The sequence below is a fragment of the Acinetobacter sp. P1332 genome (assembly GCF_044057475.1).
In the GTDB taxonomy this organism is placed as follows: Bacteria; Pseudomonadota; Gammaproteobacteria; order Pseudomonadales; family Moraxellaceae; genus Acinetobacter; species Acinetobacter johnsonii.
In genome coordinates this window covers 760,800-779,640 of the sequence record NZ_CP171157.1, presented here as the reverse complement: position 1 = coordinate 779,640, position 18,841 = coordinate 760,800, and the positions used below count along the sequence as shown (strand labels likewise).

The 18,841-nt window shown below is 41.3% G+C and carries 13 protein-coding genes; 4 read left to right on the top strand and 9 right to left on the bottom strand.

Annotation, left to right across the window (positions count from 1 at the left end):
- Positions 1-4 precede the first annotated feature (4 nt).
- From nuoC to ACFN7Z_RS03725, 3 genes are all read right to left on the bottom strand, one after another.
- Positions 5-1,792 (bottom strand): NADH-quinone oxidoreductase subunit C/D, encoded by a 1,788-nt coding sequence (gene nuoC, locus ACFN7Z_RS03735; protein ID WP_010327357.1) that lies wholly within the window; start codon positions 1,790-1,792, stop codon positions 5-7.
- 88 nt (positions 1,793-1,880) lie between these two features.
- Positions 1,881-2,558 (bottom strand): NADH-quinone oxidoreductase subunit B family protein, encoded by a 678-nt coding sequence (locus tag ACFN7Z_RS03730; RefSeq protein ID WP_004695382.1) that lies wholly within the window; start codon positions 2,556-2,558, stop codon positions 1,881-1,883.
- A gap of 6 nt (positions 2,559-2,564) precedes the next feature.
- Positions 2,565-3,113 (bottom strand): NADH-quinone oxidoreductase subunit A, encoded by a 549-nt coding sequence (locus tag ACFN7Z_RS03725; protein WP_004695380.1) that lies wholly within the window; start codon positions 3,111-3,113, stop codon positions 2,565-2,567.
- A gap of 491 nt (positions 3,114-3,604) precedes the next feature.
- Here ACFN7Z_RS03725 and ACFN7Z_RS03720 point away from each other — a divergent pair, with 491 nt between their 5' ends.
- Complete coding sequence (locus tag ACFN7Z_RS03720; protein ID WP_004695379.1) at positions 3,605-3,961, top strand: hypothetical protein; 357 nt, start codon at positions 3,605-3,607, stop codon at positions 3,959-3,961.
- Positions 3,962-4,016: 55 nt separating this feature from the next.
- On the opposite strand, the gene bfmS is transcribed toward ACFN7Z_RS03720, so the two are convergent.
- Together bfmS and bfmR are read right to left on the bottom strand one after the other, a co-directional pair.
- Entirely contained in the window at positions 4,017-5,681 is a 1,665-nt protein-coding gene (gene bfmS, locus ACFN7Z_RS03715; RefSeq protein WP_029575094.1) for a sensor histidine kinase BfmS, read from the bottom strand.
- 36 nt (positions 5,682-5,717) lie between these two features.
- Complete coding sequence (gene bfmR / locus ACFN7Z_RS03710; RefSeq protein WP_004695375.1) at positions 5,718-6,434, bottom strand: response regulator transcription factor BfmR; 717 nt, start codon at positions 6,432-6,434, stop codon at positions 5,718-5,720.
- A gap of 595 nt (positions 6,435-7,029) precedes the next feature.
- Here bfmR and ACFN7Z_RS03705 point away from each other — a divergent pair.
- From ACFN7Z_RS03705 to ACFN7Z_RS03695, 3 genes are all read left to right on the top strand, one after another.
- On the top strand, positions 7,030-9,861 hold the full coding sequence (locus ACFN7Z_RS03705) for a ribonucleoside-diphosphate reductase subunit alpha (protein WP_004695373.1): 2,832 nt from the start codon (positions 7,030-7,032) through the stop codon (positions 9,859-9,861).
- Between the two features lie 124 nt (positions 9,862-9,985).
- Complete coding sequence (locus ACFN7Z_RS03700; RefSeq protein WP_164996881.1) at positions 9,986-10,123, top strand: hypothetical protein; 138 nt, start codon at positions 9,986-9,988, stop codon at positions 10,121-10,123.
- Between the two features lie 137 nt (positions 10,124-10,260).
- Positions 10,261-11,544, top strand: a complete 1,284-nt coding sequence (locus tag ACFN7Z_RS03695) for a ribonucleotide-diphosphate reductase subunit beta (protein ID WP_010327359.1) — start codon at positions 10,261-10,263, stop codon at positions 11,542-11,544.
- A gap of 75 nt (positions 11,545-11,619) precedes the next feature.
- Here the strand turns inward: ACFN7Z_RS03695 and ACFN7Z_RS03690 are convergent, their stop codons facing one another.
- From ACFN7Z_RS03690 to ACFN7Z_RS03675, 4 genes are all read right to left on the bottom strand, one after another.
- Positions 11,620-12,543, bottom strand: coding sequence for a PoNe immunity protein domain-containing protein (locus tag ACFN7Z_RS03690; RefSeq protein ID WP_010327360.1), 924 nt, complete (start codon positions 12,541-12,543; stop codon positions 11,620-11,622).
- Positions 12,544-12,621: 78 nt separating this feature from the next.
- On the bottom strand, positions 12,622-13,689 hold the full coding sequence (locus ACFN7Z_RS03685) for a PoNe immunity protein domain-containing protein (protein ID WP_029575095.1): 1,068 nt from the start codon (positions 13,687-13,689) through the stop codon (positions 12,622-12,624).
- A 5-nt stretch (positions 13,690-13,694) separates the two neighbouring features.
- Entirely contained in the window at positions 13,695-15,173 is a 1,479-nt protein-coding gene (locus ACFN7Z_RS03680) for a hypothetical protein (RefSeq protein WP_005239026.1), read from the bottom strand.
- Positions 15,170-18,250 carry a type VI secretion system Vgr family protein gene (locus ACFN7Z_RS03675; RefSeq protein WP_395442585.1) on the bottom strand — a complete coding sequence of 1,027 codons (3,081 nt, stop codon included), beginning with the start codon at positions 18,248-18,250 and terminating at the stop codon, positions 15,170-15,172. Before ACFN7Z_RS03675 ends, ACFN7Z_RS03680 begins: the two co-directional genes overlap by 4 nt.
- Between the last annotated feature and the right edge of the window lie 591 nt (positions 18,251-18,841).

Genomic DNA, 18,841 nt, shown 5'->3' with positions numbered 1-18,841 from the left:
CCCCTTAGCGATCCACGTCAGCCATAACGACGTCAATTGTCGCTAAATAAATGATCAAGTCAGATACCAGACTGCCATTAATCACAGAAGGCATTTGCTGTAAATGCGTGAAAGTCGGTGTACGAATACGGGTACGATAACTCATCGTTGACTTGTCTGAAGTCAAGTAGTAGTTCGACGCACCTTTGACCACTTCCGCCATTACAGATGCTTCACCTGCAGGCATTACAGGACCCCAAGATACGCTTAAGAAGTGCGTAATCAAGGTTTCAATATCTTGTAAAGTCTTGTCTTTTGGTGGTGGAACAGCCAATGGATGGTCTGCTTTGTATGCACCAGAAGGCATGTTGTCTAAACATTGCTTCACGATTTTGAGTGATTCTTCAATTTCACGGAAGTGAACAAGAACACGCGCATACGCATCGCCTTCGTACTCAAGTGGCACATCGAAGTCGTAGTTTTCATAGCCACTGTATGGGCGATATTTACGAACGTCGAAGTCAATACCTGTTGCACGTAGACCAGTACCAGTTACACCCCAAGCCAACGCAGATTTCGCGTCATATTGAGCCACGTTACGCGTACGACCTACAAATACAGAGTTTTTCAGCGCCGCTGTGTAGTATTCATTCATACGCTTCGGCATCCAATCTAGGATTTCACGTATCAGATGCTGCCAGTTGTTTGGTAAGTCATGCGCTGTACCACCGATACGGAACCATGCTGGATGCATACGGTAACCGGTGATTGCTTCAATCGCATCATAGATTTTTTGACGATCCGCAAACATGTAGAAGACTGGCGTCATACCGCCGGCATCTTGAATCGCAGTACCGATATACAATAAGTGGTTATTGATACGGAACAATTCAGACATCATGACACGGATACATTGCGCGCGGTCAGGTACAGTAATACCCGCCATTTGCTCCACACCCATCACATAAGGCATGTTTTGCGCACAACCACCTAAGTAGTCCACACGGTCGGTATAAGGAATGAATGAATGCCAAGTTTGACGTTCAGCCATCTTTTCCACACCACGGTGGTGATAACCGATATCAGGCACACAGTCTTTCACTTCTTCACCATCCAACTGCAAAATGACACGGAAAGCACCGTGCGCAGATGGGTGGTTCGGACCTAAGTTCAAGAACATGAAGTCTTCGTCGTCATTACCGCGCTTCATACCCCAATCTTCAGGTACGAAACGAAGGTGTTCCTGTTCGTAATCCTGCTTCGCTTGGTTCTGCATATACGGTGTATATTCAGTGGCACGTGCAGAGTATTCTTTACGAAGTGGGTGACCTTCCCAATAGGTTGGCAACAAAATACGACGGAGCATTGGATGCCCTTCGAAATTGATCCCGAACATATCGTAAGCTTCACGCTCGTACCAGTTGGCATTTGGCCAAATATTGGTTGCAGTTGGAAGATTTACATCATTTTCACTCAATGCAACTTTGATACGAATATCACTATTACGCTCAAGCGATAATAAGTGATAGAACACAGTAAAGTCAGACGCAGGCAAACCGTCGCGGTGTGTACGTAAACGTTCATCTACCGCAGACAAGTCAAACAACATCACGTATGGACGTGACACTGTACGCAAGAACATTAAAACTTCTTGTACGCGCGCGCGCTCAACCCAGACTGTTGGAAAGTCTTCAAAAGTCGTTTGCACATAGAAGTTCTCGCCAAATTTGGTTTTGAGCTCTTCTACAATTGCAAATGCTGGGCGTGAATCAACTTGCGCTGACTCTGGCATAGCGTTTTCAGTTTCAGCCATTGGCTTGGCTTCCTATTTAATACAAATTCATTCAACCTAAACGACAACTACACCCAGACCGGGTGCATCAAAACAACTGTCGTTTAAATTATTTAATTTCATCCATAGAGCGTAAGTTTTTCACTGCAATACGTTCAGCATTCTTACGGTCACGTTCTGGCATCATCTTTGGCTTATACACTGGCTTAAGATCATCACCAATCACGGCAGAAAGTGGACGGCGCTCTAATTGAATTTGGTCTTGTAACAACATTAATGCTTGGATTAATGCTTCTGGACGGGGTGGGCAACCTGGAATATAAACATCGACTGGGATGATTTTATCCACACCTTGTACAACTGAATAAATATCGTACATACCGCCAGAGTTTGCACATGCGCCCATTGAAATAACCCACTTCGGTTCCAACATTTGTTCATATAAACGTTGAATAACTGGAGCCATTTTGACGAAACATGTACCTGCAACAATCATCAAGTCAGCCTGACGAGGTGAAGCACGGATTACTTCGGCACCGAAACGCGACAAGTCATGCACGCCTGTTAAAGTCGTTGCATACTCTACGTAGCAGCAAGATGTACCAAAGTTAAACGGCCAAACTGAGTTCTTACGACCCCAATTCACTGCTGTATGTGCCACATCCTCTAAACGAGTCATGAACACATTTTTATTCACTTCTTCTTCAAGCGGATCCGTTACGATTTGACGCTCTTGAAGTGGATATTGATCAGCATCCGGATTCGCACGGGTTAATGTATATTTCATCCCGAGTTACTCCTTATCAGACGATTTAGCCGGTGACTTATCTTTCACACGACCAGATGATTGAGCTGGGATTTGACCTGTAGGGTCCATAACCAACTCTTCAATTGAATTAAAGCGAGTGATTTCTGCAAGATTCATATTTGGAGAACCAACTTTAGGTTTAATCCCTGCTGCTTTACGTTTGTCAGAAGGCGACCAGTTAAGCGCACCGGTAGACAACTCATAAACCAAACCAACGAGTAAAACTAAAATAAATACTGCTGCAGTGGTGAAACCCACCCAACCTACTTCACGAACCGATGTAGCCCATGCGTAAAGGTAAAGCGCCTCCAAGTCGAATACGACGAAGAAGATTGCAACTAAATAGAACTTTGCTGACAGGCGGATACGTGCACCACCAGCACCAACCACACCTGATTCAAATTGCTCTTGCTTTGCACGGCCCCATGACTTACCCCCAAGGAGTAATGGGACAGTGAGCATAAAGACGCAAAGAAATGTAACGCCGATCACGAAGGCAATAATTGCCCATTCGTATGGAGTAATGGCACTCATGCGGGGATAACTCCTGGCAGGCCTAATTTATTAACAAAGAATGCATGTATTGGCCTTCAAATACACCAAACACAAAATTAATCCCGCCAATTGTACCCGATTGCTGACGTAAGTTGCTAGCTTATAGACCTTCGTCTTTAGGATGATTTCTCTTCGTTTTTTGAGATTTTTTCGATGAAAGCCCTTTTATTTCGAAACCAATCGCTTTATCTAATAAAACACTACTATTCTATTATTTTTCCAAATTTTGACATTCAAACAAAGCCTATAAACCATTTTTCAACCTCATTCCGATAACAATCACACAATCAGCAGTTTAAAAAACTAAGCTCAACAACCGCTCCATTTTGTTTATTTAAAAAGTACAAAAGTAGATTAAGTCACTCATATTTTTTGTATTTTTTTGCAAATCACTCCAATCAATTAATGCACTTGGCTTTTTCTTGTGCTATTGATATAGACAACCAACAACAAAGAATAAGGAGCACCACATGAGTCTGGAATTCACCCATAAACCTAACTATTTTTTATTTGCCCAGTTGCTTATTCGCCATGTTGAAACTTATGTTCGTAAACACCCCGATGCCAATAATGCCATCTTTGATTTACGCGACATTTATGAGCTTTTTCGCCAAGACAAAGCTTCAGCCACCACCAACCTTGATGGCATTATGAATATTGTGGATGAATATAAAATTGAAACGATTAATGGTGATCAGAAGCTCATTAGCCGTTATGGCATAGACACCCAAAATAACTCATTATTGATTGACTTTAATGCAGATGCGCTTGAAAGCCTAAAACAAGGCAAGCAGATTATTTCTCCCGATGCCAGCATCCAAGAATAAGTCAGCATTGAAAATAAAAAAGCACCGAATTTCGGTGCTTTTTTATTTTCAATGCTTAGCTTTTTGAGTCTGTATTATCTTTAACACTATACTTCTTTTTAGACTTACTAAAGCGATGTGCCGGCCATGTCATGGTAAAACGTGCACCACCGAGGCTTGGACTCTGATCCACTTTAACGCTACCACCAAACCAATAGGCAATTCGGCTCACAATCGACAAACCCAAACCATAGCCACCCGATGCTCGAGTCCGGCTATCATCCAAACGTGCAAAGGCTTCAAAAACGCGCTCTCGCTCGTCTTCTGGAATACCGGGCCCATCATCTTCAACACAAACATAGGCCATACCGCTGTCATTAATACCACCACTGACCAGCACCTGATGGTCGCCATAACGAACTGCATTACCAACCAAATTCTGCACCACGCGGTGTAAATAACGACGTTCAGCCTCAACCGTTAAGGTTAAAGGAGGAGCATTTAAATGAATTTCTTTCTGGGTTTTTAGTGCTTCCGTCTCAACCACCACCTGATCTAAGACTTCAAACAATACAATGTTTTCAATATCAAGTGATGGTGTGCCCTGCTCCAACTTGGCGTAGGTCATGATTTCATCAATTAAGGTATTTAAAGCCTCAATGTCTTTATCAATCATATCGACTTGTTGAAGACGGTATTCATAATCATCTTCTTCAGCCAGCATTTCCATACCAAAACGAATCCGAGCAACGGGCGTACGAAGCTCATGCGATACCGCACGCATCAGCTCGCGCTGCGCCTCGATGAGTCGCTGAATATGGTCTGACATGCTGTTATAGCTATTGGCTAGACTGGCCATCTCATCCGTGCCGTCGACAGGCAAACGTAGGGTCATATCGCCTGCCTTCATACGATTTAAACCGTAATTGACCTCACGCAGTTTACGCTGCATCGGTACAAGCAAGCCATAGACCCCCAAACTGAGTACAAAAAGGCTCAACAAGGTAATCCCTGCTGCGAGCTGAAACGGCATCCAGTTGAAAATAGGCACAGGCCCCAATACCAAAACCTTGCTCGGTGAACTAGGTAAAGGTGGAGACACAATAGAAATGGTGGTACCACGCACAGAAGCACTATCACGATATAAGATCACGCTATGATCTAAACGCAAACGACCAATCTGCTCAGACTCTAAAGCCAGATTTTGTACTTCTTCAATCTGCACAGGATAAGAGAAATGTTTCTGTACTTTTTCCAAGTACTCTTCTTCTTGACCTGGGTAATACACCAAATAATCTAGGATAAAAATCGGGAGTGCTTTCATTTGCAGCTCACCAATTTTATCTACTTTAATATACAGTAAATGATTCGGATCATCTTTTAGACCAATGATCAAGTACGCCACTTGCGTTTGCGCATCATAACGCACAGCCGCTTTACGCTCACTGATCCGTTTTAACTCTGCACGACTCAAATCAACCTTATTGGCAGGGATCATATTAATCGGCAGCTCAAGCAAATCTGAAGCATCTGAAATCCAGTCTGCTTTTTGCTGTGCATTGGTCTGACGGGATACACCTTCACTAATAATAAAGGAAATCCCGTCCGTCAAAGACTCGCGATATTCTTGCACTCGCTGATAGTTAATAATTTGTACAAGCAAATATCCCATGAGGGCAACAATAGCGACTAGCACTACCAGCCCAGCATAGATACGCAAGAATATACTGTGTTTGAACACTAAAAATGTCCCGTTTTAACGAATCAAATAAACGGCTTAAAGACCATTGGTTTCTTTTACAAATAAGTAGCCTTTACTACGTACCGTTTTAATACGCTTTGGATTTTCAGGATCATCACCAATTTTTGGACGAATACGCGAAATACGCACATCAATTGAACGGTCTTGACCGTCATATTCAATACCACGTAAACGCTCGAAAATGTCTTCGCGAGAAAGAATGCGTCCTGCATTTGAAGCCAGCAACCACAATAAGTCATATTCAGCACTGGTAAAGTCAACCAACTCACCATTTAAAGTCACTGAACGACCACCGTTATCGATCACCAGATCATCAAATTCGATACGCTGTGCAACTTCATCTTCAGGCGCTTTGTCAGTACGACGTAATAAAGCACGAATACGTGCAAGTAAAACACGTGGCTGAACTGGTTTTGCCACATAGTCATCTGCACCCATTTCTAGACCAAGCACTTGATCCATATCTTCGGTACGTGCAGTCAACATCAAAATCGGTTGGTGATAATGTGGACGAACTTCACGGCAAATGGTTAAACCATCTGCACCAGGAAGCATCACATCTAACACCACCATATCAGGTTGTTCTGCAATAATACGGCGAATGGCACGGTTACCATCGGGTTCTACCCCAACCTCAAGACCATTACGGATTAGGTATTCTTGAGTTAAGCGAGCTAGACGCTCATCGTCTTCTACGATTAAAATTTTTGGTAACTTTTCTTCTTGGCTCATGGAGTGCCCCTTTATTTTGACGACTTAACGTATCCTTTAAAATCCAAGGGATACGCTCTGATATATTTTGCAATATACACACGTTTACATTGTAAACAAGATCTTGTTCACCAAACTGATACATCAAAGTAGCATTTTGTTATACATTTTTTTAGCCTCCAAATGAGCGCTTTCTCGCGTTTGCTGTATATCCAACCAAAGCAAAAGAAACGTTTCTTTACAAAATGGCTATTTTTCATACCAAGTCACTGTTTGAACAGTTTATAACTCACTCATTCGTCTGTTTTGAACTTATCCACAATGTTATCTATAAGCACTTAAACCGAGCTTTGTTATGCTATCGCCTTGTCTAATAAGGCTTAATACAAGAATCATAAAAAAGGGATCTTTTTGAGATCTTTTCGAGACCAGATCGATCAAAATATTTAATAAAATGTCAATATTGATCTACCCTGAATTTTCCCGTATCTTGTGTTCAATTAATTTTTAAACCACTAGGTCTTGTGTTTAAACCTCAAACACTGTGGCATAAAAACTGCCCAGTTCAAACGGTCCATAGACATAAAAATAGATGACAAAATGGAGCTATGCTAGCATGAGCGTATCGAATTCAACCCCTGGTCAAATTCAGGTGATTAAACGCACTGGAGATGTTGCCAGCTTTGACGCAGAAAAAATCTCTGTTGCCATTGGTAAGGCATTTTTGGCTGTTGAAGGCCAACAAAGTGCTGACTCAAGCCGCATCCACGATCGTATTTCTCAACTTACCGAGATGGTATTAAATACGTTCAGTCGCCGCCTACCTTCTGGCGGTACAATTCACATCGAAGAAATCCAAGACCAAGTTGAACTTGCGCTAATGCGTACAGGTGAACAGAAAGTTGCTCGTGCGTATGTCATCTACCGCGATCAACGTGCTGATGCACGTAAACAAGCAGGTGAAAACCATCACCCAACCTTACAAATCACTGACGCCAATGGTCAGCTTCAACCGCTTGACATGCGTAAGCTCGAAGCGACTGTAACAAAAGCGGCTGAAGGTTTAGAAGGCATCAATGTTCAAGCGATCATCGATGAAACCATTAAAAACCTTTACAACGGTGTAAAAGCGTCTGACATCGCAACCACGATGATGATGGCAACACGTACCCGTATCGAACAAGAACCAAACTATACCTACGTGACAGCTCGCCTACTTCGTGATGAATTGGTCGCAACTGGTTTAACTTTCCTTGGCTTGTCTGAAGACACAGCTGAAGGCGATGCTTTAGAAACTTTCCTGAAGAAAGGTATTGAGCTAGACCTACTTTCACCAGAGCTTCTTAACTTTGACCTTGCGAAATTGGCCGCAGCGATTCAACCAGAACGCTCAAACCAATTTACGTACTTAGGTCTACAAACATTATTTGACCGTTACTTCATCCACTCAGATGGCGTACGTTTCGAATTACCACAATTATTCTTCATGCGTGTTTCGATGGGTCTTTCACTCAACGAAGCAAACCGTGAAGAACGTGCAATCGAGTTCTACAACTTATTGTCGAGCTTCGATTACATGGCGTCTACGCCTACCCTGTTTAACTCAGGTACGCTACGTCCACAGTTGTCTAGTTGTTATTTAACGACCATTGATGATGACCTATATGACATTTATGGCGCTATGCGTGATAACGCAATGCTATCTAAATGGGCAGGCGGTTTAGGTAATGACTGGACGCCAGTTCGTGCCTTGAACTCATATATCAAAGGTACAAACGGTAAGTCACAAGGTGTAGTTCCATTCCTTAAAGTGGCGAACGATACTGCTGTTGCAGTTAACCAAGGTGGTAAGCGTAAAGGTGCTGTGTGTGCATACCTTGAAACTTGGCACTTGGACATCGAAGAGTTCCTAGAGCTACGTAAAAATACTGGTGATGACCGTCGCCGTACGCATGACATGAACACAGCAAACTGGGTTCCTGACTTATTTATGCAACGTGTTTTTGAAGATGCTGAATGGACCCTGTTCACGCCGTCTGAAACACCAGACCTACACGACTTAATGGGTGCAGAGTTCGCTGAGCGTTATGCACACTATGAAGCAATTGCGAAAGAAACAAACATGTTGCACAAGAAAATCCGTGCAAAAGATTTGTGGCGCAAAATGCTGTCGATGTTGTTTGAAACAGGTCACCCGTGGATCACATTCAAAGACGTATGTAACTTACGTTCACCACAACAACACGTTGGTGTAGTTCACTCATCTAACTTGTGTACAGAAATCACATTAAATACAAGCAAAGATGAAATTGCGGTATGTAACTTAGGTTCAATCAACCTTGTACAACACGTTCAAGGTGGTGTGTTAGACCGTGAAAAGCTTGCACGTACAGTAAAAACAGCGGTTCGTATGCTCGATAACGTAATCGACATTAACTACTATGCTGTGCCACAAGCGAAAAACTCGAACTTGAAACACCGCCCAGTGGGTATGGGTATCATGGGCTTCCAAGATGCGCTGTATGAAATGCAACTCGCTTATGGTTCTGATGCAGCAGTAGACTTTGCTGATGAATCGATGGAAGTGATCAGCTACTACGCAATTTCAACATCAAGTGATTTGGCTGTTGAACGTGGTACTTATGAGACATTCAAAGGTTCACTGTGGGATCAAGGTATCCTGCCAATTGACTCGCTAGACCTTGTTGCAAAAACACGTCCTGAACGTATGTTTGAAGTTGACCGCACTCAACGTTTGGACTGGGACACTTTACGTGCCAAAGTTCAAAAAGACGGTATGCGTAACTCAAACGTGATGGCCATTGCACCGACTGCAACCATTTCGAACATTTGTGGTGTGTCTCAATCGATTGAGCCAACATTCCAAAACTTATATGTAAAATCGAACCTATCAGGCGAATTCACAGTGATCAACCCGTACCTAGTACGTGCGTTGAAAGACCGTGGTCTGTGGGACTCTGTGATGGTGAATGATCTGAAACACTTCGAAGGTTCAGTTCAAAAGATTTCTCGTATTCCTGAAGAGCTTAAAGCAATCTTCGCGACGGCATTTGAAGTTGAGCCACGCTGGATTGTGGATGCTGCATCACGTCGTCAAAAATGGATCGATCAAGCGCAGTCTTTAAACCTTTACATCTCTGGTGCAAACGGTAAGAAACTGGACTTGACCTATAAAATGGCTTGGTTACGTGGTCTGAAAACGACGTATTACCTCCGAGCTTTAGGTGCAACTTCTGCTGAGAAATCAACCATTAACACGGGTGCATTGAATGCAGTAAAACCTGCAACTGTAACGGCAGCGCCTGTTGCAGCAGTTGCTCAGGAAGTTAAACCAGAAGTGGTTGCTGAAGATGAAGGCTTCGGTCAAGCAGCTCCAGTGCCAATGGCGTGTTCAATTGACAATCCAGACTGTGAGGCTTGTCAGTAATAACCTCCCCTAACCCCTCCTAAAAGGAGGGGAATTACACCAAACTTATTGAGGTGTGAAAGTCCCTCTTTTAAAAGAGGGATTTAGGGAGATTAAAAAATTAAAGACAACCTAGGAAATCACCATGCTTCATATGACTCATAACTATATGTTAGGTCTTGCGACCTTGGTGATTTCCTTTGTGGTTTTGTTTTATATGCCGATTGCCTACTTTTGGGTAAAAGCAAACCAAAACAAAAAGCGAAAGCAAAATAAGTCGTGAGAATCGCGTTCTATGCACAGTTTTAGAACAATGATTGGCAAAACTTAATTTTGCTTTCACAAATTAAGCGTATAGTAAGACATCTCAGCACTGCTGGATGTCGATAAAAGATATAAAGCAACGTAGAGAGAATTGATATGTCTATCCTAAGTTGGGACGATTTCGAAGATGATTCGCAAAAACCGGCTGCACCTGAACACAAGTCTGCGCCCGTCGAACCGCAAAAAGCGGCTAATCCGCAGATGGTATCTGCTGCAGAGCAACCACAGAAGAATGTGGCAACTGCACAACCCGCTTCAACCGCTCGAAGCCGATCAACAAATCCAGCCGATCCGTTGGCAAGAGCATCTAACGCCTTAGAAAGCTTAGATGTTGCTCCAGGTCTAGAAGAACTAGAAATGGGTGCACAACGTGTACAAGTTGACGACAAAGCCATGATTAACTGTCGTGCGGACTTAAACCAACTTGTACCGTTCAAATACGAATGGGCTTGGCAAAAATATCTAGACGGTTGTGCAAACCACTGGATGCCACAAGAAGTCAACATGAACCATGACATCGCGCTCTGGAAGTCTGAAAATGGCTTAACTGAAGACGAACGTACCATTGTTATGCGCTCTCTTGGTTTCTTCTCTACAGCAGATTCATTGGTTGCAAACAACTTGGTGTTGGCGATTTACCGTCACATTACCAACCCTGAATGCCGTCAGTACATTTTGCGTCAAGCGTTTGAAGAAGCTATTCATACTCACGCTTACCAATACTGTATCGAATCTTTAGGTATGGACGAAGGCGAAGTCTTCAACATGTATCGCGAAGTTCCATCAGTTGCGCGTAAAGCAGCTTGGGGCTTGAAATATACGCAGTCTTTAAGTGATCCTACTTTCCAAACTGGTACACCTGAAAACGACCAAATTTTGCTTCGCAACTTGATCGCGTTCTACTGTGTCCTTGAAGGGATCTTCTTCTACTGTGGTTTCAGCCAAATCTTGTCGATGGGCCGTCGTAATAAGATGAATGGTGTTGCTGAGCAATTCCAATACATTTTACGTGATGAGTCGATGCACTTGAACTTTGGTATCGACATGATTAACCAAATCAAGATCGAAAACCCAAGCTTATGGACTGCTGAATTCCAAGAAGAAATCGTTCAAATGATTCTTGAAGGTACGATGCTTGAAATCGAATATGCGCGTGACACTATGCCACGTGGTGTATTGGGTATGAATGCTGCGATGATGGAAGAATACTTGAAATTCATTTGTAACCGCCGTTTAGCTCAGTTAGGTTTGCCTGAGCAGTTTGCTGGTGTGAGCAACCCGTTCCAGTGGATGTCTGAAATGATGGACTTGCGTAAAGAGAAGAATTTCTTCGAAACACGTGTAACAGACTATCAAACTGGCGGTGCGTTGAGCTGGTAAGGTAAAACGTCACGCGACACATATGTTGTCATAGAAAAAGGCTGCTATTTGCAGCCTTTTTTTATTAGAAACAAATTATCGTAATTCTTTGATCATAGTATTACCTTGTTGATCTAAAGACGTATATTGAATTCGAGCATAATCAACCAAATCTTTAGGATAGTAAGGTTTATCTCGATAGCTACTATCATCTATTCTTGATATAACAGTAACCGCTGCTGCTTCCCATGACCAATAGCCATAGTAGCCTCTTCCAGATCTTAAGTCAGTTTGAGGATGTTGATCATAATAAGGCTCTCGACAGCTCGCCTCATACCAATCTTCTAAATATTGCAGCATTAAAGCTGGACGCTTTTCAGGTGAAGCATTAAACACTTTAATCAGCTTACGATAAGGCAAATGTCGTCTTGCTTCATCTGGTGGGGTTCCACGATCTGCAACAAAAGGAGCAACTAAACGTTCAATTAATCCATCTTTTTCCTGCCCTTCAGGTGTTGCTTCTACATAGTCAATGATTGGCATAATCCGATCCATCTGGTCTGCATAGCCAGTCAATAGCCCAAAACAAATCAGACGTAAAGCAATATACCAATAGTCTTCAGTTCCCAAACTGAAATGCCAAACAAATCGTCCATCAGCATCAGGACTTAAATTGTATAAATGGCTTGCTTCTGCGTACTCTTCTGTCCAATGAAGTAGATATGGATATATTTCTTTTAAAAACTCAAGACTTCCGCCTGCCGAATACTGTAAAGACATTAAATTTAAGACATCGTTTAAACGCTGATGACCTGCCGCAATATAGCCACCATATTTTTTTTCATTTTTATAATTACTAAAACCATCCGTTACGGAATATATCCCATTCACAAATGTATCAAATCTTTTGCTATACATTTTTTGTTCAAGCAAATTATCTCTAAATAAAGCAGGGTCTTTTATTTCTAAACTTAACCACTTTTGCCAATCTATTGTCTGCTCATTTACTTGTATGGACATTTATTAACGCTCCAGCATGTCATTCGGTAAAAGTAAAAAAACCATCCAAAAGAGGATGGCTTTTCTCAAATGATTAACTTATTTTTCACCATCCCAATACCAATATACTCCCCCCCAATCCAGCTCGATAAATGCAGGAACAATCTCACCCTGTTTAAAGTATTGTCGTAAATCTGGTTGTGCTGGTGTTCTCCAATAACCTGTTTTAATACAGGCTTCTCCACCCTTAACTTTCATTCGTTCTAATTGTTGATCATCTAAAACTACTTTTGACTGTGTTCGAGCAAAATTAACCAAATCTTTTGGATAGAACTGATGTTCACGATATGACGTATCATCTATATCCAGCAACCACGTTACCGCTGCTGCTTCCCATGACCAATACCCATAATAGCTAACTCCAGATCTTATGTCTGGTTGAGGATGTTGATCATAATAAGGTTCTCGGCGGCTCGCCTCATACCAGTCTTCTAGGTATTGCAGCATTAAAGCTGGACGCTGTTCAGGTGAAGCATTAAACACTTTAATGAGCTTACGATAAGGCAAATGTCGTCTTGCTTCATCTGGTGGAGTTCCACGATCTGCAACAAAAGGAGCAACTAAACGTTCAATTAATCCATCTTTTTCCTGTCCATCAGGCGTTGCTTCTACATAGTCAATGATTGGCATAATCCGATCCATCTGATCCGCATAACCAGTCAACAGTCCAAAACAAATCAGACGTAAAGCAATATACCAATAGTCTTCTGTTCCTAAACTGATATGCCAAACATATCGACCATCTGCCTCTGGGCTTTGATGATATTGACTGTGAATTTCGGCATATTCTTCTGTCCAGTTTAAAAGATATGGATAAAGTTCCTGAATAAATGCAATATCTCCACCAGCAGAGTACTGTAATGACATTAAATTTAAGACATCTTTTACTCTTTGATGTCCAGCAGCCATCATTTTACTGGATTTAGCATTTGCCTTATATTTTTGAAAACCGTCAGTTACTGAATAAACACCATTAAGAAAAGCATCAAACCGCCTTTGATACATATCTTCTTGTAAGAAACTATCTCTATATTTTCCATAATTTAGTATTTGTTGATTAAACCACTGTTCCCAATCAATATTTAAATCATTTATTTGGTTATTCAACTTTCTTACTCCGGCAACATATCATTTGGTAAAACAAATTCCAATTTAATACCATGTGCTGTCACTGTACGTGTACACTTCGGTTTATCAAGTCCTTTACATTTTTGATGATGATCAAATTTGTCCCCAGTAATAGTTACTAAACTACGATCATAAGGACAACGGACAGCCATTGTTTGTCTTTTACCATTTTTAAATACTCTTTCTGTTGATGGCTTAAAATCTACTCGTCTCCAAGCTTCAATAGCTTCAATTAAACTATCATGTGCAGGAATAATTCTTGCTGATTCGATTTTACTAGAAACCCAGAGATGTGACATTTGCACGCCATCTCCCACAGTCGTACCTACGGAACGCTTTACTTTATCGTCTTCGTCTGAAGCCATATAAACATCTAAGCCCATTCTCAAAGCCATCATCGCAGCTTTGGGGGTCATCAATGATCTATGACTTAAAGCATTGGTCGCCTTACTGTCGGTTACTCGGTATTTATGCCCTAATCTTGCACTATGCCATACATGATCAATCCCGTTGTGACCTTTATCATGATATTCATAAAGCACACCATTAAAATTGATTTTAGTCCTACTTTTCATGCGTTTAACATAGTAGTAATCCGTTATATGTTCACCACCAGAGCCTAACTCTTGATTTGAACGTCGTCTTCTCTTTCTTTGCTTTCTTTTGGTTGAATTATTTTGTGTGCCAGCATTTGCCGCATTTCCACCAGTATTTTTAGGTACACTACCATTTGGCGGTGTGTGAGGCGCAGGTTGTTGATTCGGTTGTCTAGGGGTCTTTGCCGCTGGTGTTGAGGGTGCTCTCGTCGTCACAACTGGAGCTCGTGCTGTAGTATTAGGGTAAGGTGTTCCTAACGCTTTTTGATGTGCAGCCTGTAATTCTTTCATTACCATATCAATTTTTTGATTGGCAACTTTTTTCATTTGCTTCAACTGAGTAACCAAAGTTTTTAATCTGGCTTGTCCCAATACAGCTCTGGTTAACCAGCTATCAAAAACATCAGTTAAACCATCAATAATCTTATTACAGGTCGTTTGCAGCTCTTTGGTATAAGTATTCCAGTTTACATTCCTAAACCACTTATCAACATTCCCTCGCATGGTTTTACTTGGAATCGCATCTAAAATAGCCCCCATCGCTTTACCTGAACGTAATTGCTTAAAGACAATTTTTAACCCATCTCCAGCTACAGGAATAAATGCCACAAGATTAAAAACCAAATCAAACCAGTTATCTTTCTCTTCTGGTTTTTCAGCTATCTTCACTACAGAAACAATGACATTCCCAACGTCTACCCCTTGACCGACAAAAGGAATACAACCAATCACAACAGCAACAATAATCTGTGCTGGGCTTGATCCACTACCATCAAGTACCCCTTTAATCCATTGAGCTGCCGACTCCTCACCTTTCTGGGTAACTCTCATTGTTTGAGATGTTGTTCTTGCTACAGCTGTATTCATTGTTTATCTCCTAGCCCTAACCCAGAAGTTGAATCCTCGCTGCTTAATAGAATTTCTTCTGCATCATCCTCCAGTACATCCTCTGTATTATTTTCTGATGCAATTAAATGTTCTTCATAATCACTAATATGATCATCATATTCGATATCATCTCCTTTAATCATATCTTCAATCTCATCAGGAAAATATTCATCTAATAAGGTTGCTAATTCTTGTTGATTATATTGTTCAATGAGTTGTTCTGCTTCTGTGACATTCATAACTTTCCTATCTTTAAAAGGATTAGCTACTTTTTCTTTATCAGGCTTTGCCTCTACATGACTAAATCCATAATAAACTTTGGATTGTGTTTTATCTCCAGGAATAGGAACCTTAGCATAGCCATTTGAATCAAGTATTCCTTCCTGAGAGGTACCATCAGAAAATATTAACTTATAAGGTGCTTGGATTACTGGCTTTAAATCATCATAGACATATTTTAACTCCAGCTCTTTAGGCAATAGATTTAGAGCTGGCAATGCTGGAAAATTAGGTGAAACACTCGCCCCACCCATAAACAAATGCTGCCCCGCCTTAACCTCAAACTTTCCACTAGTTGTTGCAAAGACTCCAGAACTATTAATCTTAAGTTCCGAACCATCAGCGATTAATTTAATTTCTTTAGGGCTGGTAATGTAAATAGCATCTTCAGTTGAAATGATCTGAACACCTTTACGTGCTATCAAATCAGCCCCATCTGCTTGAGCCTGTATTTCAACTTTGCCTTGACCTGCATAGAATTTCGCACCGTCCTGTGCTGCAAACAAACTGATTTTACTTTGTGCATGTGCAAGTAAATTCTTTTGGGTACTAAAATTAATACTGTCCCCTGCACTGTGACCAATTTGACCATCTGCTGAAAGGTGAACATCTTCATTTGTAGTCAGAGCAATCGAATGGGGGGAGGTCAATATCATTAAAGCTTGTTTAAATGCTTTTGCCTTCGCCTCACTTTCTTGTTCAATTTGTTCAATAAACTCTTTTAGATTATCCAGTATTTCTAATGGATCGGTTTGTTGATTTTTAGCAATATCACTTAAAGCTTTACTGTTCGTCTGACTATCTTCTAGTTGTTTCTTGGCAATTTCAGCATCTAGATGCTCACCTTTGGCTTGATCTTGTTTATACGTGGAAACAAGTAAGCCTGGCCCAGCACGGACGGCCCCCCACTGGTCAGTACGCAGTTCAAAACCTTCACCTCGTCCATCACTTGTGTCCGTTTCTTTAGGATGACTCAGATTCCCTAAATTCAGTTGTGTCGCACCATGACTGCTTTGTAGTTGGGTACTGATCTGACCCGTCGTGTCATCAAAGCGTAGTTGCCCGAAGCCCTCTCCTTGGTACTCTTTTGATCGAATCCCTGCCAGTTTTTTCGTATCAGGCAGTTTGCCTGTATTGTCAAATTTGCTTGGAAGACGTTGTGCTTCATGGATGCGCCCCACGACAAAGGGTCTGTCGATATTGCCATCAAAGAAGTCGATAACCACGATTTCACCAATACGCGGTAAGAAGCGTGCACCATAACCTTCACCTGCCCAAGGTGTGAGCACATCAACCCAAGCAGAATCTGTGTCATTATCATTTGAACCTGCACCGCCATCGTGAGTATTGTCTTCACTACGCGTGAACAAGAAACGGACTTTAATACGCCCCCATTCATCCACGTGAATTTCTTCACCACTTGGTCCAACCACTTTCGCGCGTTGTGGTGATGCAATAGGTCGTTGTCGCAGCGGATTGTACTCTGGAACAATACTGATATTACGTCGTTGTAAGACGAGGTGATTGGTTTGGCGTTCTTCTTTATTATTTGTCGTAATTTCAGCCTGTTGCCAATTGGTTTGTTTCAGCAAAGCTGTGATTTGATCGGTCAAATCTTTAGGCAAATTATTCTGATTATAGAATTTTTTAGATGTGATTAAGAATTCTTTGTCTGAACCACTATGCTGATCAATTTCAGGGTGTTCGTTGAGTTCAAACCAGTAACCCACTTGTGCATCTCGTACAGTCGAGGTAGCCATAAATTGCTTGGCTTGTAAGTCGTAATAATGACCAAGGTTTTGATTAAACTTTTCAATCTGACCATTGCTTGATTTGGTTGTTCCATCTTCACCTTTAAGGTCTTGTATCCATGCAGGTGAGAAATGCCATGCCTGCTCTAAACCTAGACTGGCGTTGTCTTGATTATCACTATGGCTATGTTTGCTTTGAACTGAACCCGCACCTTCTTCTACTTCTAAAGTATTTGCTTGCCAACGTTGAATATAAACAGATGTTGGTTGTATAGAACGCTGCCCGACAAAATTTGTAATCGAATCACTGCTTTCTACAGCACTGCTACGATGGAAGCGAATATTCTGACGCTCTAAACTTTGATATTGGGCGTTGTCATCAATCAGTCTAAGTTTTTGTGGCTGAATAGGTTCACTTGAACTGGACACTTTGAGCTGAGACTCATCAATAAGCCAGTTAATCCCCTCTGAAGAGAGCAGCCTTTGAATAAATTCACTGTCCAACTCATTCGCTTGCATAATGAATGGGCGCACATCATATTCTTTGCTTAAACCACCTTTATCCAATGTCAGACTCGAAGCAAATAAGGGACTACGTTGCTGCCACTCGGCAAAAATAGTTTGAACCACCTCAACAACAGACTTCGCCATGAAAACTCTACAGTTACGTCGATGCTTCCATAAAGCTGTCGGGTCTTCCACGGTTAAACGGTATATGGTTAAAGCGCCATCGCTTGCTCCTACATCGGCCTTGGTGATGATGCCCGAAATACGATTGAGTTCTGATTTATCAGTGACAATATCGACAGCCACCTGACTACCAATAAATTGCTTTAACGGAATATGAGCGGAGGTAGATAAGCAAAGGAGCTGTAACTCTATACCTGCATTCAGTTCATGTGTTCCATCTATGCGCTGAAGGAATACTTGTTCGTTGAGCGAAGTATTGCTGAACTGAATATGAATGGCACGTTTTTGTGCACAAAGTCCAAGTTGCTCTATTGCAGCATAAATATTATTGGGCATCGTTATTATTAAATTTTAAGTTGTGGCTGATTGTACAAAAGTCTCAAAAAATTTCTTTAATTTTTTGTAACTTTAATAAAATTTTTAAATTTCAGAACCTTTTTTTCAATAAATGACCGATCCATCTGTAAGTTTCTATTTTTCTAGTTTTGATATTATCCCAGTCATATTCAGCTTAACCCAATTCATTCCTTTATCCGCCATAGAAGTATTAAAATTTTATTTTCTTCAAACTGGTTTGCAATTTACTCAAACTTCGTTTAACCCGTTAACAATTACAGCCTTCTACATAACCCGCAATTCTTGAAGCTGTTGCTTATCAGGATAATATAGGCCTCTCCCACATAGATAAAGTAAGCTATTCACGCCAATAGCTTACAAATAGAAGCAATTGACCTGCTACCGACAGAGAGTTTAGATCATCATCTTATGCAGGATAAATGTAAGTTAAGTACATCAATTATTATTCGAAAAAAAGACCTTGATATTTACATCTTAGTATTTGAATTAGGATCCAGCCAGCTTATGTATATCAATATATGGCATAGAATTAATTACACAGGAAAGATGAGAAAAGCTGAATGAAAAATG

Excerpts from the sequence above, each read along its gene's own strand:
- ACFN7Z_RS03705 (WP_004695373.1), top strand. The coding sequence starts at position 7,030 with ATGAGCGTATCGAATTCAACCCCTGGTCAAATTCAGGTGATTAAACGC.
- bfmR (WP_004695375.1), bottom strand. The coding sequence starts at position 6,434 with ATGAGCCAAGAAGAAAAGTTACCAAAAATTTTAATCGTAGAAGACGAT.
- ACFN7Z_RS03730 (WP_004695382.1), bottom strand. The coding sequence starts at position 2,558 with ATGAAATATACATTAACCCGTGCGAATCCGGATGCTGATCAATATCCA.
- nuoC (WP_010327357.1), bottom strand. The coding sequence starts at position 1,792 with ATGGCTGAAACTGAAAACGCTATGCCAGAGTCAGCGCAAGTTGATTCA.
- ACFN7Z_RS03725 (WP_004695380.1), bottom strand. The coding sequence starts at position 3,113 with ATGAGTGCCATTACTCCATACGAATGGGCAATTATTGCCTTCGTGATC.
- ACFN7Z_RS03690 (WP_010327360.1), bottom strand. The coding sequence starts at position 12,543 with ATGTCCATACAAGTAAATGAGCAGACAATAGATTGGCAAAAGTGGTTA.
- ACFN7Z_RS03680 (WP_005239026.1), bottom strand. The coding sequence starts at position 15,173 with ATGAATACAGCTGTAGCAAGAACAACATCTCAAACAATGAGAGTTACC.
- ACFN7Z_RS03720 (WP_004695379.1), top strand. The coding sequence starts at position 3,605 with ATGAGTCTGGAATTCACCCATAAACCTAACTATTTTTTATTTGCCCAG.
- ACFN7Z_RS03675 (WP_395442585.1), bottom strand. The coding sequence starts at position 18,250 with ATGCCCAATAATATTTATGCTGCAATAGAGCAACTTGGACTTTGTGCA.
- ACFN7Z_RS03695 (WP_010327359.1), top strand. The coding sequence starts at position 10,261 with ATGTCTATCCTAAGTTGGGACGATTTCGAAGATGATTCGCAAAAACCG.
- ACFN7Z_RS03700 (WP_164996881.1), top strand. The coding sequence starts at position 9,986 with ATGCTTCATATGACTCATAACTATATGTTAGGTCTTGCGACCTTGGTG.